Source organism: Pedobacter sp. 05T44, from assembly GCF_056395985.1.
The window spans coordinates 306414-329836 of sequence record NZ_JBFTKO010000002.1; the positions used below are offsets into that span (position 1 = coordinate 306414).

Annotated in this window: 19 protein-coding genes; 12 read left to right on the plus strand and 7 right to left on the minus strand. The window is 40.6% G+C overall.

The features are described 5' to 3' along the window. Window positions 1-61: 61 nt before the first annotated feature. The 6 genes from AC1DDK_RS05945 (at window position 62) to ppsA (ending at window position 10981) form a co-directional block, all read left to right on the plus strand. Window positions 62-3310, plus strand: a complete 3249-nt coding sequence (locus tag AC1DDK_RS05945; RefSeq protein ID WP_288879154.1) for a SusC/RagA family TonB-linked outer membrane protein — start codon at window positions 62-64, stop codon at window positions 3308-3310. 29 nt (window positions 3311-3339) lie between these two features. Beyond that, window positions 3340-4806 carry a RagB/SusD family nutrient uptake outer membrane protein gene (locus AC1DDK_RS05950; RefSeq protein WP_288879155.1) on the plus strand — a complete coding sequence of 489 codons (1467 nt, stop codon included), beginning with the start codon at window positions 3340-3342 and terminating at the stop codon, window positions 4804-4806. Window positions 4807-4824: 18 nt separating this feature from the next. Beyond that, on the plus strand, window positions 4825-5520 hold the full coding sequence (locus AC1DDK_RS05955) for a hypothetical protein (RefSeq protein ID WP_288879156.1): 696 nt from the start codon (window positions 4825-4827) through the stop codon (window positions 5518-5520). A gap of 18 nt (window positions 5521-5538) precedes the next feature. After that, entirely contained in the window at window positions 5539-6516 is a 978-nt protein-coding gene (locus AC1DDK_RS05960; protein ID WP_216854330.1) for a DUF5007 domain-containing protein, read from the plus strand. 127 nt (window positions 6517-6643) lie between these two features. Then, the gene (locus AC1DDK_RS05965; protein WP_288879157.1) at window positions 6644-8146 is read left to right on the plus strand and encodes an arylsulfatase; all 1503 of its coding nucleotides are present in this window, start codon (window positions 6644-6646) and stop codon (window positions 8144-8146) included. A 171-nt stretch (window positions 8147-8317) separates the two neighbouring features. Further along, on the plus strand, window positions 8318-10981 hold the full coding sequence (ppsA, locus tag AC1DDK_RS05970; protein ID WP_288879158.1) for a phosphoenolpyruvate synthase: 2664 nt from the start codon (window positions 8318-8320) through the stop codon (window positions 10979-10981). Window positions 10982-11002: 21 nt separating this feature from the next. Here ppsA and moaCB read toward each other — a convergent pair whose 3' ends face one another. The 5 genes from moaCB to moaA form a co-directional block, all read right to left on the minus strand. Next, window positions 11003-11950 (minus strand): bifunctional molybdenum cofactor biosynthesis protein MoaC/MoaB, encoded by a 948-nt coding sequence (moaCB, locus tag AC1DDK_RS05975; RefSeq protein ID WP_288879159.1) that lies wholly within the window; start codon window positions 11948-11950, stop codon window positions 11003-11005. Beyond that, window positions 11913-12353, minus strand: coding sequence for a molybdenum cofactor biosynthesis protein MoaE (locus AC1DDK_RS05980; RefSeq protein ID WP_288879160.1), 441 nt, complete (start codon window positions 12351-12353; stop codon window positions 11913-11915). Before AC1DDK_RS05980 ends, moaCB begins: the two co-directional genes overlap by 38 nt. Window positions 12354-12363: 10 nt before the next feature. Then, window positions 12364-12597, minus strand: coding sequence for a MoaD/ThiS family protein (locus tag AC1DDK_RS05985; protein ID WP_288879161.1), 234 nt, complete (start codon window positions 12595-12597; stop codon window positions 12364-12366). Window positions 12598-12664: 67 nt separating this feature from the next. Continuing rightward, window positions 12665-13843, minus strand: coding sequence for a molybdopterin molybdotransferase MoeA (locus AC1DDK_RS05990; RefSeq protein ID WP_288879162.1), 1179 nt, complete (start codon window positions 13841-13843; stop codon window positions 12665-12667). Window positions 13844-13849: 6 nt separating this feature from the next. Then, window positions 13850-14830 carry a GTP 3',8-cyclase MoaA gene (gene moaA / locus AC1DDK_RS05995; RefSeq protein WP_288879163.1) on the minus strand — a complete coding sequence of 327 codons (981 nt, stop codon included), beginning with the start codon at window positions 14828-14830 and terminating at the stop codon, window positions 13850-13852. A gap of 216 nt (window positions 14831-15046) precedes the next feature. Here moaA and mobA point away from each other — a divergent pair, with 216 nt between their 5' ends. From mobA to AC1DDK_RS06015, 4 genes are all read left to right on the plus strand, one after another. Further along, window positions 15047-15616, plus strand: a complete 570-nt coding sequence (gene mobA / locus AC1DDK_RS06000; protein WP_337716797.1) for a molybdenum cofactor guanylyltransferase — start codon at window positions 15047-15049, stop codon at window positions 15614-15616. A gap of 200 nt (window positions 15617-15816) precedes the next feature. Then, window positions 15817-16713 (plus strand): formate dehydrogenase accessory sulfurtransferase FdhD, encoded by an 897-nt coding sequence (fdhD, locus tag AC1DDK_RS06005; RefSeq protein WP_288879165.1) that lies wholly within the window; start codon window positions 15817-15819, stop codon window positions 16711-16713. A gap of 53 nt (window positions 16714-16766) precedes the next feature. Continuing rightward, on the plus strand, window positions 16767-17117 hold the full coding sequence (locus AC1DDK_RS06010; RefSeq protein ID WP_172660106.1) for a DUF7009 family protein: 351 nt from the start codon (window positions 16767-16769) through the stop codon (window positions 17115-17117). Between the two features lie 3 nt (window positions 17118-17120). Then, entirely contained in the window at window positions 17121-19460 is a 2340-nt protein-coding gene (locus AC1DDK_RS06015; RefSeq protein ID WP_288879166.1) for an FdhF/YdeP family oxidoreductase, read from the plus strand. Between the two features lies 1 nt (window position 19461). Here the strand turns inward: AC1DDK_RS06015 and AC1DDK_RS06020 are convergent, their stop codons facing one another. Continuing rightward, window positions 19462-20385 (minus strand): bestrophin family protein, encoded by a 924-nt coding sequence (locus tag AC1DDK_RS06020; RefSeq protein WP_288879167.1) that lies wholly within the window; start codon window positions 20383-20385, stop codon window positions 19462-19464. 144 nt (window positions 20386-20529) lie between these two features. Here AC1DDK_RS06020 and AC1DDK_RS06025 point away from each other — a divergent pair, with 144 nt between their 5' ends. Next, entirely contained in the window at window positions 20530-21489 is a 960-nt protein-coding gene (locus AC1DDK_RS06025) for a Dyp-type peroxidase (protein ID WP_216854331.1), read from the plus strand. A 71-nt stretch (window positions 21490-21560) separates the two neighbouring features. Then, window positions 21561-22190 (plus strand): hypothetical protein, encoded by a 630-nt coding sequence (locus AC1DDK_RS06030; RefSeq protein ID WP_172660109.1) that lies wholly within the window; start codon window positions 21561-21563, stop codon window positions 22188-22190. Here the strand turns inward: AC1DDK_RS06030 and soxC are convergent. After that, a complete protein-coding gene (gene soxC, locus AC1DDK_RS06035) occupies window positions 22177-23421 on the minus strand; it encodes a sulfite dehydrogenase (RefSeq protein ID WP_288879168.1) in 1245 nt (414 codons plus the stop codon). The two genes, AC1DDK_RS06030 and soxC, sit on opposite strands and share 14 nt — an antisense overlap. Between the last annotated feature and the right edge of the window lie 2 nt (window positions 23422-23423).

A 23423-nucleotide genomic window follows, 5' to 3' on the forward strand; every position in this document is an offset into this window, starting at 1 on the left:
AATCAATCTGAACTCCTGGACTCCTGATGACAAATAGGGAGCAGGTATTAATTTAAAATTCATGAATGCAATTTTATATAAGAATAAAATACTAGGCGTACTAATGCTATTGCAGATAGCACTAGGAACTATATTTTTTAGTGGCTACGCCCAATCCACCACAGCAATCCATATTAACGGTGTCGTTAAAGATGCAACCGACAATCAGCCATTACCAGGGGTGTCGGTAATAAATAAGAGTACCAACAACGGCAGTTCTACAGACGATCAGGGGCGTTATTCAATAAACATGCCTGTTGGAAGTACAATCGTGTTTCGTATGCTTGGTTATAAAGCAAAAGAAATTGTAGTAAAAGCTGGTGATACCAATATCGAAATTCAGCTGGAATCTGATCAAAAGACGTTAAATGATGTAGTTGTTATTGGTTACCAGAAAGTTTCCAGAAGAAAGGCCAGTGCTGCTATAACCTCAGTTGATCCTAAATCTATTGCTGATGTTCCGGCGCCGTCCCTAAGTACCTTATTGCAAGGTCGTGTTGCTGGATTAAACGTGCAGAACTTTTCAGGCGAACCAGGGGTAAGAAGTACTGTTGTATTGCGCGGAAATACCGCCGTGAGCAGAAACATCGACAATAATCCCAATTCGGCTTCTGGTAAAGCCAGCTTGGCCAGAGCGATTAGCGGACCGCTATATGTAGTGGATAACGTAATGCAGAGTACGGAGGATATTGCGGCTTTGAATTTTGGTAACGGAACCAGTACAGATGTCTTAGCAGGTATACCTATTAGTGATATTGAGAACATCGATATTTTAAAAGACGCATCAGCTGCAGCAGTCTATGGATCTCGTGGAGCCAATGGAGTTATTCTTATCACAACAAAAAAAGGATTAACCGGAAAAACGCAAATTAATTTCTCTACCTACCATGGTATTACAGAACGCCCAAACCTTGATAAGGTACTGATAGGAGCAGAAGAAGGCCGCGCAAAAATGGAACTGATCAACCATTATGGAACGTATGATAACCTAAAAAACATTCCTCAAATACTTACTGATAGTTTAAACAGTGCTTTTAATAATGCGAATGACTATAGAGGCCAACTTTATCAGACTGGTAAAGTGGATAATTATGATCTGTCATTTACCGGTGGTACAGAGCAATTTACTTATCGTTATGGGTTAAATTATTATTCTGAAGACGGTATCATTAAAAAATCAGGTTTCGACAGGTATAGTATCAACAGCAGAATGGGCGTAAAACTTGCCCCTAAATTGGACGTTGGTGTTCAGATTCGCTATAACCGTCTCGACAGACCAAGATCTGTTAGTGATTTAAGCGGAGGTAACAGCCCTTTTAATGGAGGATACTATGCAAGCAGTCCACTGCCATCTTCAAATCTTTTTCTCCCTGATGCAAATAGAGATTTCATCTTTGGAAATACAAATATCCAAACAGATGCCAATACCAATAACAGCTTAAGCATAAGTCCGACCATCGATTGGAAAATCTCTGACAAATGGTTATTTAACACCATCATATCTTATGAAACTGCAAATAGCAGAAAGGATACTTTCACACCAGGAACAGTTCGCAGAAGTGGAACAGGGTATGCAACGAGCTTTGTAGACAATTCTGCAAACTATTTGATGAGCAATACCATTCAGTTTTCGACCACTATTAATGATACCCATCATTTAAATTTACTTGCCGGACAGAATACAGAGTTCCATCAATACAGGGCAACATATGCCGAGGCTGATGGTATACCTAACGATCAGATTAGTGTAGTAAAAGTGATCAATAAAATGGGTTCTTATGCCTATTCAGATTTGATCGAAAGCGGTATCCAAACTGCCTTTTTCAGAGCTAACTATGATTTTAAGGGGCGATATCTGTTCTCGGGCGTAATAAATGCCGATGCATCATCAAAATTTGGTAAAGGTAACCGGGTAGGTTTCTTTCCATCATTCTCCGCTGGATGGATCGTTAGTGATGAACCTTTTATGAAAGGTGCCAGCTCCTGGTTAACCTTATTTAAAATTCGTGGTAGCTATGGTATCACAGGCAGACAACCGGATGGTGGCGATAGTTACCTATCGTTCAATACCTATAACGTTGGGGCGGGCAGTTTCCCGGGTAGCTCAAACCCATCAACAGGTCAAAACGAATCGAATACGTATAATGGAGTTCCTTCAGTGTCTCCAAACTTTTCAGGAGGTTTGTCAAACAGTGAACTTACCTGGGAGCATTCAAAACAAGCGAATATTGGTGTAGACCTGACTTTTTTAAATGGCCGATTTAATTTTGTGGCCGATGCTTATGTCAGAAATACGACCGAGGGAATATTTACACTTGCACTCCCTATTACTACAGGTTACTCAACTATAACTTCAAATGCCATTGGTACAAGAAATAGTGGTATCGAAACTCAATTCATTGCTCATTATTTCAATCCATCAAAAGCATTTCAGTGGGAAACCAATTTCAACTTTGCTTTCAATAAAAATCTGATCACATCGCTGCCAAATGGTGGCCGGGATATCTATTTAGATAAATTCCTTTTGCGACAAGGGCAGTCTATCAATCAGTATAATGTATTTGAGCAAACAGGCATATATGCCACTGATGGAGATGTTCCTGTAAATCCCATCGACGGAAGTGTGCTGAGCTTTTATGGATATCCTTTTAAAGGTGGAGATCCAATATGGAAGGATCAGAACGGAGACGGAATTCTTGACGCTACAGATTATGTACCTGCCGGGAATCCAAATCCAAAAATGACAGGAGGTATGGTAAATACCTTCAGCTATAAGAATTTTAGCCTTTCCGTATTTGCGACATTTACGTTAGGACGAGATATCTATAACGATTACCTGGTAGGAAAGCTCTCGCATTTAGTACCAACAGATGATGGTGATCCTGATCCTTTGCACGCATTAAGCAACAATGCATTTCCATATTTAAATGGCATTAATTACTGGCGGAATCCGGGAGACAATGCAAATTATCCTTCTTTAAGTTCATTCTCTGGCACGCGTTACAAATACGCTGCAGTAAGCTCTCGATGGGTTGAAAACGGATCTTATATCCGTATAAAAACGGCCACTTTAGCCTACGCATTTAAGCCAAAAGTATTACAAAGACTATCATTAAGCAGGCTAAGGGTGTATGCTATGGCAGATAACCTTCATATTTTTCAATCGGCCAATTTACCGGATGCTGAGCAGGTTGATGCCTTTGGTATTTACAACGGCAGCGGTTACGCCATACCTAAAAAGTATACGATAGGTCTGGAAATAGGGCTTTAATAGTTTTATCATTTATTAAATATGAAATCATGAAAATACATTTCAAAAAACATATTACAGGGCTTTTGCTTTTAATACTAGTCATCAGCTCTGTTGCTTGCAAAAGAATTCTGGACCTCGAACCCCATAATTCGACCTTTACCGGAGCTTATTTTACTAATGGACAAGATGCAAATAGTGCCATTTCCGGAGCATACTCTTCTCTAAGAAGGGTATTGCTAAACAATTATTCGTGGCATGTGTATGGTGATGCGCCTTCAGGTGAATTTAGCATCAGATCTGATAGGGACAATCAAAATTATAACATTTCAAATGGAGAATTTACTGGTTTAAACGTAGGTTCCGGGAACTGGAACTGGCAATCTTATTATCAACTGTTACAGCAGGTAAATTTGATAATTAACAAGGTTCCAGGTATCGCTATCGAGAAATTTACCAATCAGGATGATAAGAAACGTATCATAGGAGAAGCTTATTTTCTTCGTGCTTTCACTTATTTCTACATGAGCAGAATATGGGGCGATGTTCCGTTAAGACTTGAACCTGATCTTGATATTAATCAGGCAAAAAATATTCCTCGTACACCTGGGGCCGAAGTGCTTGCTCAATGCATCAAGGATCTTGAACTTGCCAAAGCTAATCTTGTTTTTGGTTACAGTGATGAAAATCAAAGAGCTGTAAGGGCAAATAAGGGAAGTGCACTTGCTTTGGAAGCACACATAAAAGCCTGGACAGGAGATTATGCAGGGAGCGAAATCGCTTCGGATGATGTAATTAAGAATGGAGGGTATGCTTTAAGCGACTCTACAAACTATTCAAAAGTGTTTATCGGTAAATCTCTTGAGGGAATCTTCGAGATCAACATCAGCTATGGACAAAGTGAAGGTATTTCTTTAAACGGAGGAGGGTATGCCCCAACTCTAAGAAGACCTTATGTAGCCAACAAGGCAGATATTCAATGGCCTGTAAATACCTCTTACATCAATAAAATCTATAAAGATACTACTGATATCAGGTATAGAACTTTCTTCTTCCAGGCGCAGTCGTCAGAGGGTCAGACCATTAAATTCTCTAATGTAACCTACGCCGATGGTTCGGCAAAAAATGATCCGAGGCTATCCAATAACCTGATCATATTCCGTTTGGCAGATATTTATTTGCTACGAGCAGAAGCGTTGAACAAATTGGGTCGTGATGGAGAGGCGGTTATACTGCTCAATGCCATCAGAAAAAGAGCTAAGGTTGCTGAGTATGTCGGGGGAGGCACAGCTTTGGGCACAACAATCCTAGAAGAAAGGCTTCGTGAACTATATTTCGAAGGCCAGTCTTACTACGATATGGTAAGAACCAAAACACTTCCTACCTATAACGAACGCTTTAAAGACCAGTTCATGAATGGCACTCCTGAAGGTGGCTGGTTATGGCCAATAGATCCTGGAATGTTCAAAGACGACTTTACGTTAACACAAACGCCATACTGGCAAGGAAGGCTTTAATCATTAAATGAATCAGATATGAAAAAATTAATTATGATATGCATTGCAATAGTCACAGTGGTTACTGTTTACTCTTGCAAGAAAGATTATGTGATCGGTGGTAGTCTTTACAACCCTAAGGTTGATATGACCACATACGATTATCTAAAAACCAAAAAGCTGTTTGATACGCTCATCATCATGGTAGATCGGATGGGTCTAAAAGATGAAGTAAATGCCAGTGGGACGGTTTTTGCTTTAACTAATTACGCTATAAGTAATTATGTTAAAGAAAAACAGGCACATCTGCGTATTAAATTAAATGATGAGAACCTTGTTTTTACATTCGATTCTTTAAAGCTCCCAGAGCTGAAGGATTCTTTGAGGGCTTACTTGTTTAAAGACAGACTCCCCGTAGAGGCACTAAGTGAAGTGGGGAAATTAAGGAAATCTAACGATGGGGAATTCAGGTTAATTCAGGCCATTCCAACAACAGATTATACCGACCCTAACATCTTCCCAGTTAAACCAAAATATGTTTACCTCACTAAAATAGTTAAAAAGGAGGATGGAACGGGTACCATTCCTACTGACTCTACACAACTCCCATTGGTTGATCCTGAACAATTGCTGCAGGCACGTGTGCAAACCTCAGGGATTATTACCAACACCGGTGTGATACATGTGGTAAATAACAACCACACGTTTACTTTTTTCGGTGATATCAAGAATTAATGATTTTAAGCTAATAATATGAAAAGATATATAAAACTTATAACATTTGGCTTTGTAGCGATGGGGATCATATTCTCTTGTAAAAAAGTCGAAAACGGTTTTCTCAGCAATCAGATCAGATACCGGGATAGCCCAATAAAAATTCAAAAAGGCATAACAGTTCAAACTAAGCCGGTAGACAATGATGGCTCCAGTGCACCGGTAACTTATGAATTGTTAGATATTCGTGATGCGGTTACAAAAAAACATGCAGAACTATTATATACAAACTACGAGCGGTATATTTTTATCTCTCAGTTTGATGTGAATAGGGATACAACTGTTGAATTGCTAAATAAGCACAGGCAATTATTAAACGCACCGCCGGTTGAATTTAATACACATACCGGAGCATTTACTTTTTATGGAACAACCGCAAATGTGGCTGTTGGGACCTATGAATTTGATATTCGGGCAACCAATGAGAATGGTTCAAAGGATTTTAAAAACATTGGCCAGTTTTCTTTATATGATGGGCCCGTAGCGGAGCAATCTGCAGGGGGCGGTGCGTGGTTTAAGGATGGATCCAGCGCGTCTGGGGATATTGGAGAGCCAGAAGTTAAGATTAAAAAGACTTCCAACGAAGGTACATTGATTATTCTAAAAATAGTAGATAAAAACGGCACTCCATTTAATCCAAAGAAAAATGAGTTCATCAAACGTGGAGACAGGAATAGCTTTGATACTTTTGCCAGGTTCCATCCCCTCGTATTAACAGATTCTACAATGGCCTGTAACTTTGAAGTAGTTCCATTCCCGCTTGTTGCGGGCCCTCCTGGACAGGGTTATACCATTTATTACAGAATTCCAGGCAACTTTGCCAAACTCGACCCAGGTCTTACTCCAACTCCAGACCGAGGCTATAGCATTAATCCGCGATTTACTTTCCGAATCTATCAGGAGGGAACTTACGAGGTAACGGTTAGAATTAAAAATGCCACAAGAGATGTCTTGTAGCAAGTAGTGTACATCAAAAAAGGGTGCCAATATTTCTTTGGCACCCCTTAATAAGAAACTCCTATTGACTTTTCTTGACCTGGTCATCTTCATTATTTATTACTTTAGCTATTAAAGTATTTAGAGGATGAACATTGTCAAGATAAAACACATTGTAGTTGCACTACTGTTGCTATTTCCTGAACTCGTCTTTTCGCAGGGAAAGGCACAACAAAAGAAACCAAATATCATTTACATCTACGCGGATGATTTGGGTTACGCTGAGATTGGCCCATACGGACAGAAAAAGATTAAGACTCCTAATTTGGATAAACTGGCCAAAGAGGGGATGAAATTCACTCAACATTATACCAGTACACCAGTTTGTGCTCCCGCCCGTTGCATGCTAATGACTGGCAAACACGGTGGCCATTCTTACATCCGTGGTAACTATGAAATGGGCGGTTTCCCAGATAGCTTGGAAGCCGGGCAGATGCCATTGCCCGAAGGAACATTTACGATTCCGAAAATGTTAAAGGAAGCTGGTTATGTCACAGCTCTAACCGGCAAGTGGGGTTTAGGAATGAACAACACAACAGGGTCACCCTTAAAGCAAGGATTTGATTATTATTATGGATACCTGGACCAAAAGCAATCCCATAATTTTTATCCCTCTCACCTTTGGGAAAATGATGAGAAGGTTATGCTTGATAATCCTTATATGTACGTCCATAAAGGTCTCGATTCTACAAAAGCGACCGATAAGGATTTTGATTATTACAAAGGCAAAGTGTATTCGCCAGACATAATGACTAAAAAGGCTGTTCGTTTTATTAATGAGCAAAAATCGAAGCCGTTTTTCTTATACATGCCTTATACTATTCCACATGTTTCGTTACAAGCACCTGATGAATATGTTAAAAAGTATATAGGGCAGTTCAATGAGTATCCTTACTACGGACAACAGGGATACGCACCAACTAAGTACCCATATTCAACCTATGCTGCTATGATCACTTATCTGGATGATCAGGTTGGGATTATTATGGCCGAAATTAAAAAGCTAGGGCTAGACGACAATACGATCATTATGTTTTCAAGCGATAACGGAGCCACATTCAATGGTGGGGTAAATGCTAAGTTCTTTAACAGTGTCGATGGCTTGCGTGGATTAAAGATGGATGTATATGAAGGAGGGATCAGAGAACCATTTATTGCCAGGTGGCCTGGTAAGATACCTGCAAATACGACCAGTGATTTTGTATCTGCACAGTTCGACATGATGGCTACTTTTGCCGCGATAACGGGTACAAAACCGAATAATACAGATGGTATATCTTTACTGCCAACATTGTTGGGAAAAAATAAAGAGCAGAAGCAGCGCGATTATATCTATTGGGAATACCCTGAAAAGGGAGGACAACTGGCAATAAGGATGGGGGATTGGAAAGGTGTAAAAGTAAATCTTCGCAAGAATTTAAATAATCCATGGCAGATCTTTAACCTGAAAACAGATCGGAACGAAACAACAGATATTGCTTCAGAACATCCTGAATTAACCAAGCGTTTTGACGAGATCGTTAAGAAAGAGCATCAAGTTTCTCATTTGCTGGAATGGGAGTTTTTGGAAAATAAATCTGGGAAAAAGTAAGCTGGAGTCGATTTAAAGTAGAACCCCGTATGGTTGCTATTATGCTCTGTTTGTATAGATAACGTTGATACTTTTCTCATTATTGCGCTTGAAAAAATATAGTTGAAAAACGGCATTTTGATACGTTATAACTTATATTTTTGGCTTTGCACATCTCTAAAAGCCATCAGTATGATACCGGATAACAAACTCAACTCAGCAAAAAAGCCAGGAAAAACGGACACAAATGTAATTGGTTTTCAGTACATCGACAGATCAAGTTTTATGACTGTAGGAGGGAAGGGCGCCAATCTGGGAGAACTCGTTGGAATCAAAGGAATAAGGGTGCCGGAAGGTTTTTGCGTGACCACTGAAGCGTATAAAAGAATAACTGAAAATAATCAGAAGTTTAACAGTTTGCTGGATGAATTAAGTGATATTAAGGTAGAAGAGCGAGTTAAAATCAGGGAGCTTAGCAACAAAATACGTAAGGTTATCGAAGGAATATCCATTTCTGAAGATATGGAGAAAGAGATTGTAGGATTTCTCACAAAGTTTGATGAAAAGGATGCGTTTGCTGTACGATCTAGTGCAACGGCGGAAGATCTGCCTTCTGCATCATTTGCCGGGCAGCAGGACACTTATCTGAATATTATTGGTAAAGAGGCAGTCTTAAAATACATCAGCAAATGCTGGGCGTCACTGTTTACAGATAGGGCTGTAACTTATCGTTTGCAGAACGGATTTGATCACAGGAAGGTCCACCTGTCGGTTGTTGTTCAGAAAATGGTTTCCCCGGATGTGGCAGGAATTATGTTTACAGCAGATCCGGTTACCTCAAACAGAAAAATAGTATCTATTGAGGCCAGTTTTGGATTGGGCGAGGCATTGGTTTCCGGAATTGTGAATGCAGATAATTATAAAGTTTCTGAGCGCAATATTATCGATAGGAAGATATCCAATAAGAAACTGGCTATTTATGCTTTAAAAGAGGGAGGCACGAAGGAGCAGGAAATCGGGCCGGATCAGCAGAATGCCCAGGCGCTAACGGATGAGCAGATTTTACAGTTGGAACGCATGGGTAGAAAGATCGAAGCGCATTTCGGTAACCCACAAGACATCGAGTGGTGTTTGGCGGATGATACGTTTTATATTGTGCAGAGCCGGCCCATTACTACCTTTTACCCGATCCCCGAAGCGGATGATCAGGAGAACCATGTTTATATATCTGTTGGTCATCAGCAAATGATGACTGACCCTATGAAACCACTGGGATTGTCGCTATGGCAGTTAAGAGCTGCCAGACCCATGTTCAAAGCTGGAGGAAGGCTGTTTGTTGATGTTGCAGATACTCTGGCTACACCTGCTGGCAGGGAAAATTTATTAGAGGCGATGGGGCAACATGATCCGCTCATAAAAGAGGCGCTTCTGACCATTGCAGAGCGGCGAGATTTTATAAAATCGTTACCAAATGATGAAAAAGCACCTATGCCGGTTAAAAGTACTAAGGGTATATCGTCCACGGATATTTTGGCGCAAGTGGGAAACGACCCGGCAATCGTTGTTGACTTGATTAAACACAATGAGACATCGGTAGAAGCGCTAAAACAAAACATCCAAACGAAATCAGGAACGGATGTGTTTGATTTTATTCTGGAAGATATCCAGCAATCAAAGAAGACAATATTTGAGGCACAACATATGGGTGTGATCATAGCTGCAATGAATGCTTCATCGTGGCTCAATGAAAAGATGAGCGAATGGCTAGGTGAAAAAAATGTGGCAGACATACTTTCTCAATCCGTATCAAACAATATTACTTCGGAGATGGGTTTGGCACTATTGGATGTAGCGGATGTAATCCGCCCTTATCCGGAAATAATTGAATACTTGCAACAGGTAAAAGCAGATGATTATCTGGACGAACTTGCTAAGTTTAACGGTGGACAAGACGCCCGTCACGCTGTTGACGCATATCTCGATAAATATGGTATGCGATGTGCCGGTGAGATCGATATTACCAAAACCCGTTGGAGCGAAAACCCTACTATACTTGTCCCTTTAATTTTGAGCAATATTAAAAACTTTGAATCTGGGGCCGGCAAGCGAAAATTTGAACAAGGACGACAGGAAGCTCTGAAAAAAGAAGAAGAATTAGTAGGCCGGTTGGCATCATTACCAGATGGAGAACAAAAAATCAGGGAGACAAAACAAATGATCAGCCTGCTCAGGAGTTTTGCAGGTTATCGCGAATATCCAAAATACGGGATAGTTAATCGCTTCTTCGTTTATAAGCAGGCTTTGCTGAAAGAAGCGGAACAACTTGCACAAGCCAACATCATTCCAGATAGGGAAGATGTTTACTATCTTACCTTTGAAGAATTTCGCGAAATGGTACGTACCCATAAGCCAGACAACCAGCTCATCGGCAAAAGAAAAGACGAGTTCAAATCATACGAAAAACTAAACCCGCCAAGGGTGATCACATCAGACGGTGAAATTGTTTCGGGTAAATACAAGCATGAAAAAAACCTTCCGACCGATGCTATTGCAGGTCTGGCGGTTTCTTCAGGAGTGATAGAGGGTAGGGCACGTGTAATCTTAAATATGGAAGATGCAAACCTGGAAGATGGAGATATATTGGTTACCACCTTCACGGACCCCAGCTGGACGCCCTTATTTGTATCGATAAAAGGTCTGGTTACAGAAGTTGGCGGAATGATGACGCATGGAGCAGTAATTGCACGCGAATATGGATTGCCGGCAATTGTTGGAGTAGACAATGCTACAAAGCTGCTCAGAGATGGTCAGCGCATCAGGCTGAACGGAAGTGACGGATATATAGAAATACTTTAGGGAAAAATCTGGACAAAAGGTTTAATGTTTTTGCCCCTTATTGATCTTAAAAAGGTGCAGTAATTGTGGAAACAAGGCCGACATATATTCCTCTACCCCAGTTTTCGAACCTGGAAAGGTGAGTACAAGTGTTTCGCCTATAAATCCTGCAACACCACGGGATAACATGGCGTAAGGCATGCGTTCCTGACCGTATCTTCGCGCTGTTTCCATAATTCCATCAATTTTACGTTCAATTAAGGGGCTAATGGCTTCTGGCGTGACGTCTCTCGGAGAAAGTCCGGTACCTCCTGTAAAAATCAGGAGCTGATGTTCAATTCCGCAGAGTTCAATAGCCTTTTCTTTGATACTGTCAACTTCATCTGGAAGGATCTCATATTTGAGTGTTTCGATGCCAAGTTGCTCCAATAATCCAACAATGGCTTTTCCTGATGTATCCTGAGCCTTACCTGCAAATATAGAATCAGAGCAGACTACTACAGCTGCCTTGATATCTGGAAACTGTAAATTCTTGAGGTCAGATTTACCACCGGATTTTTCTAGCAACCTGATATTTTGAATCTCAACACCCTTATCGATGGGTTTGAGCATATCATACATGGTGAGGGCAGTAATGGAGGCACCATGCATGGCTTCAACTTCTACACCTGTTTTGTAAATAGTATGCACTTCAACAGTAATATGGATGTTTAGTCCATCAATTTCGTAGGTAATGGAGGTATATTCTATTGGAAGGGGATGACAATCAGGTATGAGGTCGCTCGTTTTTTTTACACCCAAAAGTCCGGCCGCACGGGCAAATTCGAAAACATCGCCTTTGGGTATTTTTCTTTGTTCAACGGCTGCAATGGTTTCCTGTTTAGATACTTTTACTGTAGCAGTTGCAATAGCTATTCTTAGTGTGCTTGATTTTTTTGTAATGTTTACCATATTAGCTATTCTCTTTCCATTGATGTGTATCGTCTTCAAATATTTCTTTGCCCCAAATTGGCAGTTCTGCTTTTAATCTCTCCACGATTTCTGCACAGGCATCTATTGCCGGTTTGCGGCGTGTAGATGAGGTAAATACAAAAAGGCAGATCTCACCCGCTTTTATTGTGCCCAGGCTGTGGTAAACATGCATGCAATGAAGCGGATATTTTTGAAAAATATCTTCCCTGATCTGATGCATTTTCTCTAGTGCCAGCTCCTGATAAGCTGTATACTCAATGGCTGCCACAAGCTTTCCTTCAATCTCATCTTTCCGCACTTGTCCCATAAATATGCTGTGACCGCCAATAGTTGTTTTTGCGCTGTGTTTGGAAATACTATCAGCTATGAATGCAGGTTCGATCCTTCCGTCAATAAATATTTTTTTTACTTTTCTTTCCACTTCTATGGTATTATCCTCCTGAAAAAGGCGGCATGATGCCTATTGTATCTTGATTTAAAATCGCCATATTCTCCTGAACAATATCCTTATTCAGGGAAAGCTTATATTTCATATTGCTAAGCAATGGAAATGATGTTTCCAGATAAGCTTTTAACTCATCGGTATTGCGGATGTCAGAGATTTCGATCTTCTGATGTGCTATAAATTCGGATATTTTTCCAAAACTGATAATCTGAATTTCCATAATGCTAATTTACCCTTAAAATGCTGATTTTGCTAATAAATTGCAAGATAATCGCCCAGTCATGGTTCTAGTTAGGCAATTGCATAATGGTTACCACATCTCCCTGTTTGAAATCCTTCTGTTCTTCGGGAAGATAGATCAGGCAGTTTGCCAGTGCAAAAGAGCTTAACCGAAACGACTCCTGAGCATTTAATGGTGTTGCCTTGCCATTTTTGTAACTTCCCTTAAGGAAATGGGTAAGCCCAGCCGGTTTTTGACAGTCATGCGTCAGTTCGGCACTTATTTCTTTTACGCTATTTTCTTTGTGCGAAATTGCTTTCAGAGCCGGCAATACATAATTGTAATAGCAGTTAAGAACCGAAGATGGGTTTCCCGGTAAACCAAATATCAGTTTTTGATCTTTTTTTCCGAAAAATAATGGTTTACCTGGCTTTTGCTTTACTTTATGAAAGATCTGCTCAATCCCACATTTCTTTGAGGCTTCCAGTACAAAATCGTAATCTCCTACGCTCACACCGCCGGTAAGCAGAACAACATCATGTTCCTGTAATGCTGACCTAAGCACATCTGTTAGTATTTCCAGATTGTCATCAGCCTCTGTTACTTCAATTTCAGTGATTCCTTCATTTTTTATTGCGGCAGTTAAGGAATAGGAGTTAGATTCATATACCTGACCAAAATTAAGCTCCATGCCAGGTTGCTGAAGTTCTTTACCTGTTAAAATGATGGCTACCTTAGGCATCGGGAAAACTTCCACATCCTGAATGCCAATTCCGGCCAGAAATCCTACAGCAGCGGGGCCTAGCGCGGTTCCTTTTTGCATGGCAAGTGCTCCGGCTTTAATCTCCGATCCTATTTGACGAACATTTGCTCCGGGCAACAGCTTTGGATCCTGAAGCGTGATCTTATTTCCCTGTCTACTGATCTTTTCCTGCATCACAACTGTATCCGCACCTTCAGGCAGGGGGGCTCCGGTAAAAATCCTGGTGGTTTGATTGGGGTTAATGGACAACAGTTGGCTGGTGCCAGCGGCCATTTCCCCGATCATTTCTAATTCTGATGAGGAATCCTGATAAACCAAAGCATATCCATCCATAGACGATTGTTTGAAAGCCGGAATATCATAGCGCGCATAGATGTCTGCAGCTAAAATGTGCCCCGAAGCCTTTTTTAGACTTAATTTTAGAGCTTGCAACGGTTGAGTATGATCTGAAATCAGTTGTTTTGCCTCGTTGACGCTTATCATTTTAAATTATCCTCCTATGGTAATCATACTTCTGTTCTTGATAGAGTCCGCATCCAGTTTTTCGAAATGCTCAATAAGCTGTCCGCCAAGTTCTTTTTTCTTACTCCAAATAGAAGCTTGGATCAACGGAAGAACGTCTTGATTGTTTCTTAAAGGGCCCAATAGGTCTGTCTCTCCATCAGAGAAGAGGCAATTTTTGAGCTTCCCATCAGCAGTCAACCGCATCCTGTTACAAGTACTGCAAAATGGTGCTGTCATGGTGCTTATAACGGCAAAAGAACCTTCGTGTCCCGGAATCATGAAACTTTTTGCTGTATCGTGTGGTGCGGCTTTAACCGGAAGCATGGTGAAATCTTTAGCTATGGTAGCCAGTATTTCATCAAGGGAAAACATTTTATTGCTGGTCCATTTATTCCCGCTGAATGGCATAAATTCAATGAACCTGATTTGGATGGGATTATGTTTTGTCCAATCTATAAAATCTTTAATTTCATTATCGTTGAGCCCTTTCATCACTACCATATTTATTTTAACAGTAATTTTGTGATGTAAAAGCAGTTCTATATTGCTACGTACCTGATGGAACAGGTCTCTACGTGTAATGAATAAGAATTTTTCTGGCTGAAGAGTATCTAGACTAATGTTAACTGTTTTAATGCCGCCTGCAATTAGTGCAGGGAGCATTTCTGCAATACGCGTTCCATTGGTGGTGATCACCAATTCTACAGGAAGCTTGCCTAAAGCAGTTATGATCGCGGCTGCATCTTTACGCACCAAAGGCTCTCCACCGGTTAACCTGATTTTTTTTACACCCTGTTCTACAAATATTTTTGCAAGCTGAACAATCTCTTCTGTCTGCATCAGCCTTGAAGCTGGGGTAAAGTCATATTCTTCCTCTGGCATACAGTAGAAGCAGCGGAAATTGCAGTTATCAGTAAGTGATATCCGCAGGTAATCGTGCACTCGTCCAAAAGAATCTGTTATCATTAGTATTTAATTAAATTGTTGCAATCTATTGCATGTTTTACCTGTATTGAATCAATAATTGGAACTGCTTCCAGAACAAGCTATTAAAATACGTTTTTTTTGACGCAATTTTGCTTTTTTTTATGTTAAATCATAGAAATAAAGCAAAATTCTATGCTTATTGGATAGTAATTATGCTTATAGAATGTTTAAGTTTGTTTCAATAAACTGATAAAAATGATTGGAGTAGTTCTGTCAGGTGGTCAAAGCCTAAGAATGGGTAAGGATAAAGGTTTGTTGCAAAATGGACAAGAAACATGGGCGCAACAAGCATTTGCTAAGTTGTCATCATTACTAATTCCTGTCTCTATATCCGTAAATACACAACAATTACCAATATACCAAATTCTCTTCTCAACCTCTTCATTAATCACAGATGATCCTGCCTTGTCTATCGGAGGTCCACTTAAAGGCATCTTATCCGTGCATCTTATTTATCCGAAGGAAGATTTACTTGTACTTGCCTGTGACATGATAAACATGGAAGTTGATCTTTTAGACTTCCTTGTTCACCGGTACAACGATAAGCCGGCTGATGCATTGGTCTTTGTGAATGAACAGCAACCTGAACCGCTATGCGGCATATATTCAGCAAAGGCATTGGACAAGATATATGCCTTGTATATGAATCAAGAACTGCGCAAGCATAGTATGAAGTATGCGCTTGATCAACTAGACGTCCGTTATCTCCCTGTTTCTGAAAAATGGAAGGCTTATTTCGATAATTATAACACACTAAGTGATTAATGTCGTGGAAATAAAAAAGCCACCTGTCGTAATTTTCGTTTCTGTACGTTTTATTCGTTTTTGTGCGCTTTGTTCGTTTTCAGAAAGATTGGAGCATGTGAAAATATCACCATAAAAGAGCGAATATCTCTCATACAATTCTTTTTAGACTGATTTTTTCTTAATTTTAAGAACGATTATTTTATTAAAACCGTACGGAAATGGAGGATTTAGAATTAGTTTCCATTAAGCAGATACTTGTTAGAAAGGTTAATGGTTTAACAAGTACACCGTTATCGGATTTACTTTCCGTAGAAGAACCCCTTGAAATAAGAATAGTTTATGGCCCCCGGTCAGAGCGGATACAAAAGAACATATCTGTAACCATGCGCACGCCAGGTAATGATCTGGAACTCGCAATAGGTTTTTTATTTACAGAAGGAATCATTCCTTCTTATCAGGATGTGACTGATGCCTATCACCTAGATATGAAATGTTCCTCACAAAAGCAGAATATTGTGCAGGTGGAACTCGCTGAAAATTTCATGCCTCAGTTGCAGCAATCCGACCGGAATTTTTATACCACCTCTAGTTGCGGCGTATGCGGAAAAGGCTCTATTGAATCCATTAGAACAGTTAGCGCCTTTAGTAATCAGGATAAACCTCAATTAAATTTATCAACAGATATTTTATATGAATTGCCAGGAAAGTTAAGTGCAGCCCAAAGCGGATTTGCAGCTACCGGAGGTATTCATGCATCAGGACTTTTTACTGTCAAAGGTGATTTAGTACTGTTGCGGGAAGATGTTGGGCGACACAATGCGCTTGACAAGTTAATTGGCAAGGCGTTACTGAACGACGACCTGCCATTGGATCGGCATATTTTATTGCTGAGCGGAAGGGCAAGTTTTGAATTAATTCAGAAAGCCGCCATGGCTGGCATTGCAATCGTTGCAGCCATTGGCGCGCCATCGAGTCTTGCAGTGGAACTTGCTGCGGAATTTGATATTACGCTTTTGGGTTTCCTTAAAGAAGACAGGTTCAATATTTACAATTTAAGCAGTAGAATATTAATACCAACATCGTACGAAACCATCATGATTTCTCAAACCACATAGCGGCGTGAAAAATCTGATAGCTTCGTCGCAATTGAAAAACAAATAAAACACAGATGAAAATTAGAATTAAAGGCAACTCGCTGAGATATAGACTGACCAAATCTGACGTCGCAAAGCTGGGATCTGAAGGCTTTCTAGAGGAACGTTCTGAGTTTGTGGGTAAAACGCTGGTGTATGCCATTGAAACTATAGATGGTGATGGTCTGTCGGCTGATTACATTGGCGATCGGATTGTACTAAGCATACCAAAAACAATGGTTGATGAACTCAACAATACAGATAGGGTGGGTTTTGATGATCGGAAGGGGCCTGTTAGCTTACTCATTGAAAAAGACTTTACTTGTCTTGATAATGTTGAAGAGGACCAGAGTGATAATTTTCCCAATCCATTACTAAACAAATGAGCTATGGAAAAAGAGAAAAAAGAACCGGCTGCAGAAAATCCATACAAATTATTAGACCTGAAATTAACAAAGGTTGAAAAATGGGCTGCAGGAATTCCTGCTGTGATGGCGGCATTTGGTGATCTTTTTGAGGAGGGGGTACCCATTCGTGGTACAAGGGCTTTGTTTAGGATGAATCAAATGGGAGGCTTTGATTGTCCAAGCTGCGCCTGGCCTGATCCAGATGATGATCGATCTCCTTTGGGCGAATATTGTGAAAATGGGGCAAAGGCTCTGGCAGAGGAAGCAACTACCAAAAAAGTTACTGCAGACTTCTTTAAAAAGAACTCTGTCTTCGATCTGGCCAAATTAACGGATTTTGAAATAGGCCGTAAAGGGAGATTGGCCGAACCTGTTTATTTGCCAAAAGGCGGCACTCATTATCAGCCTATCAGCTGGGATGATGCTTTTAAAAAAATAGCGGAACATCTAAATGCACTAGAAACACCGGATCAAGCTGCTTTTTATACCTCTGGCAGAACGAGTAACGAAGCTTCATTTTTATATCAGCTATTCGCAAAAGAATTTGGTACCAACAATATGCCAGATTGCTCTAATATGTGTCATGAAACATCGGGTACTGCTTTGTTGCCAACCATTGGTATTGGAAAGGGAACTGTAAAACTAAATGATTTTTACGATACAGATGTGATTGTGATCATTGGGCAAAATCCGGGAACCAATGCGCCCAGAATGATGAGTGCATTGGAAAAAGGTAAAAAAAACGGGGCAAAAATCATTGCGATTAATCCTTTGCCAGAGGCCGGACTGATGGGTTTTCATAACCCGCAGCAAATAAATGGCATTATTGGAAGTGGTGCTAAGCTTGCAGATCTTTATCTGCCTGTAAAAATAAATGGTGATATGGAGCTTTTAAAAGCTATCGGGCTCCTGCTGATTGATTTTGAAAAAAAATCTCCAGGCGAGGTATTTGACCAAAAATTTATTGCAGATAAAACTATTGGGTACGATGCCTTTATCAAACAGTTTGACCATTACAAACTGGAAGATCTTGCAGCTGCCTCTGGGGTATCACAAGCTGCAATTTATGAGGCTGCCCAAATGCTGGCATTCAAAAAGCGGATTATTTTTTGTTGGGGAATGGGGCTTACTCAGCAACCTAACGGAGTAGAGATGATTCAGGAGATCGTAAACTTACTGTTGCTTAAAGGAAGCATAGGTAAGCCTGGTGCTGGTGTTTGTCCGGTTCGGGGACACAGCAATGTTCAGGGCAATCGAACCATGATGATTAACGAAAAACCCAGTAACGAACAGTTGGATCGCATTCAAAAAGTTTTTGGCTTTGATCCTCCCCGTGAACATGGATACGATGTGGTTGGGGTAATCAAAGCTATGCACGAAAGCAAAGTGAAAGTCTTTTTTAGTATGGGTGGAAATTTTTTATCGGCAACACCCGACACTACTTTTACTGCTAAAGCATTAAGGAAGCTTAATTTAAGCGTTTCGGTTTCTACCAAACTTAACCGAAGCCACTTGGTGCATGGGCAGGAAGCATTGATTCTTCCAACCTTTTCACGCAGTGATATCGACATGGTTAATGGTGAACCACAGTTTGTGAGTACGGAAAATTCAATGGGCGTAGTACAATCATCTAAGGGCATGCTAAAGCCAATATCGGATAAGCTCGTGAACGAAACACAGATTGTATGCCGAATGGCGATTGCAACTTTAGGGAGGAGGTCGGTTATCGACTGGCAACGCTATGCCAATAGCTACGATGCGGTAAGGGACGACATTGAAAAGTGCATCCCAGGTTTTGAGAATTATAATTTAAGGGTGCGGCATAAAGAAGGATTTTATTTGCCTAATGCTGCACGAGAAGGGAACTTCATTACCAAGAAATTTGGCGATCGGGCTCCATTTACCCTAACATCCATACCTGAAAATGTACTAGCTCCGGATGAATATATGATGGCGACAACGCGTACGCATGACCAATTTAACACGACTATATATGGGCTTGACGATCGGTACCGAGGGATTAAGAATGAGCGTCGGGTAATATTTATGAATCAAAAAGATATTGAGAAAGCGGGATTTGCCGATGGGGAAAAGGTAGATTTGTTTAATTATGACAACGGCATCGAACGGATCGCTCCATTATTCATTATCGTTTCATACCAGATACCAGAAGGGAACACCATGACTTATTTTCCTGAAACCAACGTGTTGGTTTCTATTAATAATGTTGTTCGGGGAAGTAATATGCCAGCATCAAAATTTGTTAAAATTAAGATCAAAAAGCATAATCCTAAAATATACGAATTAATAGACCAATTATAAGTTAGTCTACAAAATAGGAATTGGTAGGTTTATAGTCTTCCTGTGGAATTTGTGCCTGCTCAAAAATCGAATATTCAATAGTCCTGCAAATGGTATTAAGAGCGAGGTCGTTTTCTTCTTCTCCAAACGGCTCGCCAATTTCCTGTATAATCGCATCTAAAGCAATGAAAGTATAGCTAATAAGTAACACGATCAAAGGCATCATCCAGCCTAAGCTATCTACCAAACCAAAGGGTAGCCAAAAACAGTAAAAATAAACGGTACGATGTAATAAGACACTATATGCAAACGGCAAAGGCGTATTGGAAATTCGTTCACAACCTCCAACGATTTGTGAAAACTGATTAAGCCTGTTATCTATAGAAGCTAAAACAATGGTGTCAATATGATTTTTCTTGGCTTGTTTGCTGACCCATTCTCCTATAAAATCTAAAATGATCACTGGAATATGTCTTTTATCTCTTAAATAATCCACTTGCTCTGCCGAAAGCAGTCGGGAAAGATGTTCTGTTCCGGACTTATTTCTCAATTGATAATTAAGAGACCAGCAGAATGCTGCTATCATTTTTATGAAATCTTCTTTGCTTTTTTTTCCTTCAGGAGAAGGATCATTTATAAGCGTCAACACCTGCCTTGTCAAAGACCTGGATTCAATAACTAATGCGCCCCAAAGTTTTCGCCCTTCCCAATACCGATCATAACTTGCCGTATTGCAAAAGCCCATAAAAATAGCTAAAGCCAGGCCAATTAAGGTGAAAATTGTGGGATTAAGGTGTACTTTATAGTCATATATTTTCCCCTTAAAGTATAGGGTGATCAATGATAATACTGCAATAACTATAAGCTGGACGATAATTTTATTTATTACGGATCCTTTCCATATAAATAACATTTTCAGCCAATTGGTGCGCTGTCTTGTGATCATCTTTTATTTAAGTATTTACTTATAGTGGAGATTTTATTTCATAAATCAAAAGGATAACAAAATTACAAAAAAAGCCTCTGAATCTTTTTTTTCTGCAGAAATCTTGTCTCATGTTTTTAATTTTAAATCTTAAATTAGAATGATATGAAAAGACCAATAACGCAAGAGTCACAAAATATAACGGACTACCCAAATAATAATACCATATTCACTGTGTGGAAGTTTAAGCACAATATAGAAATCAAACCTGCATTCGAAAAACTTTGCGCTCTGGTAGCTAACCTTAACCATTCTTATATTATACGGGTTCCTGGTGGGCGGGTAAGTTGTGTATTGGGTATTGGTCATGATGCCTGGCTTCAACTTTCATTGCCCACACCACTACCCAAAGAACTTAAGAATTTTGAACCTGTTACCGGTTTAAAACATACGGCTGTAGCTACTCCAGGGGATCTGCATTTTCATTTACGTGGTACCGATATGTCCGTTTGTTTTGATATGTTGACCGCTATAACCGAAATATTAGACCCGGTTGCAGATTGTTTGGAAGAAATACATGGTTTTAGGTATTGGGATGGCCGATCGATCCTCGGTTTTGTGGATGGCACAGAAAATCCCGTAGGCGATCAACGCGAATTCTTTGCCACGGTTGGTGACGAGGATCCGGTTTATGCAGGGGGAAGTTACCTTTTTGTACAAAAGTATCTGCATGATATGCGAGGCTGGACAAAACTGCCAGTCGAAGAACAAGAAAAAGTAATAGGTCGGTATAAAATGAGCGATATTGAGATGCCTGATGACCTAAAACCTGACAACTCACATAGTGCTTTGGCAGCTATAGAAGATGAAGATGGCAACGAGCTGAAGATCGTGCGAGACAATATGCCCTTCGGATCTCCATCAAAAAATGAGGTTGGCACATACTTTATTGCATATGCCAGCACTTTTAGCACTACTCATAAAATGCTGGAAAGAATGTTTATTGGAGTTCCGACTGGAAATTACGATAGGATACTCGATTTCAGCACTGCATGCACCGGCAGCTTGTTTTTTGCCCCATCAACGAATATGTTGAAGCAGTATACAGCAGATGGTGTTTCCTGACTAAGAGAAGACCACTATAATTTTATTTAAAATCAAAACTTTTTAGGATTGTATCAGTTGCTATTGGTATCATGGAAACAAATCATAACAATGATCCGGGAGCAAGTCATGTCCCTGAACAACAGAACGGAACAGAAATGAATGCCGTAGAAAAGGTCGAACTAGCCTCGGTAGCCGAGGCGGTAGATTTTTTTAAAATTGTGAAGGAAAGATTGCTGGATATAAACCAATGGGCAAAGATCGCAGGCACTGAAATGTCAAATTTTTACCTTACCGATTCTAGTGGTCATCAGGTAAGCAGGTTTGCAATAGATGGCGATCATATTAAAATTGATATTCCTGGTCCGGGAACTGTTGCAGGTAAAGGCTATGATTGGGTTCGGATTGAACAGATTATAACCGAGGAATTGGATGGTGCAGAAGTATTGAGCATCACGGTACGGCCTTCTGCTAACCCTTTAAACGACAAAGAGGATACAGCGCATTTTCTCACAGATGAGGCAACCTCGACCTTTCAGGTCAAACGTATGGGGAATACTGTTAGTGCAGAGGAACACGGTAGGAACGAGATGCCTAATACCGGTACCGATAACACCCTTGATAACATCCGCAATGTATTTGTAGGTTGGGGTGCTAAAATTGGGCTGTCTTATCCTCAATGGAAAGCCCTTGTAAAAGGGTTGCTATCTATTCGGGCTTAAACAATGTGCTGCCGTCTGTTTTAATCTGCCATGATGTAATGGGATTCATGTGGTAACCACCCACAGCTGTGCCACGTGCTTCAGCCAGTTGCCGAAGGGTTGGCTGTACATATCCTGTTTCATCAACAGCGCGGCTTAGTATTTCCGTTGGGTTACCATCCCATTGCCAGAGATGCCTGAAATAAGTATGCGCCTTGCTTAGCACCGGATCTTGTAGTCTGGCATCCTGCCAGGTTTTCCCCGCATCAGTACTCACTTCAACTTTTTCAATTTTTCCTCTGCCACTCCATGCAATTCCCCTGATCTCAACCCAGCCAGGCATTATCTTTTGAGGATAAGAAGGAAAAGTAATAATCGACCTGGCATCCATTTCAAAGCTGAACATTCGTATACGATCTTTTACAGGGTAGGTGTATTTTGAGGTTTCTTCCCTGGTCATATAGGGTTCGTCTGATAACTCTATTCTTCTCAGCCATTTGATGTTCATGTTGCCTTCCCATCCCGGGAGCAGCAGGCGTACCGGATATCCTTGTTCTGGTCTGATAGCCTCTCCATTTTGTGCATAAACGATCATAGCATCGTCCCAGGCCTTTTTTACCGGAACGCTGCGGGTCATGACAGCAGCATCTGAGCCTTCTGCCAGGAACCATAAAGCCTTTGGATCAGCACCCACTTCACGAAAAAGGGTTGACAGCATAACTCCGGTCCATTCGCTCTGACTGGTAAGCCCTAGTATCTCCTGTGGAGTTAATTCTTCCTTTCCTCCACGAAAATTACCGGCACATTCCAGGAAACAGATTCGGCTCACAGCGGGAAAACGCTTCAGCTCTGCAAGTGTAAATTTCATTGGACGCTCAACCATTCCATGGATGAGCAGCTCATATTTTTGTGGATCAATGGCTGGTACGCCGGCATGGTGTCTTTCGTAATGAAGATCGGAAGGAGTGATGGTGCTATGAAAATCCTGCAAAGGGCTACGTGAAGAGGTCTCCGAAAACTTGCGTACAGGATGTTCAAACGTTGAGCGCTTGCCTTGCGCACTTGGGCCGGGGCCTATTGCTTTTGTCGGATCTTCTGGTGGTTCAGGGGCAATATGCGGTCCTGTTTGTACATGTTTTGCAAATATCGAATTCACTGGTAAAACAGCGGCAGCAACCATACTGCCAAGCAAGGTCCGGCGGCTTATCTTGTTGGATTTTATAACTTGTTTGTCTTTTTTTTGCGCTTTCATTG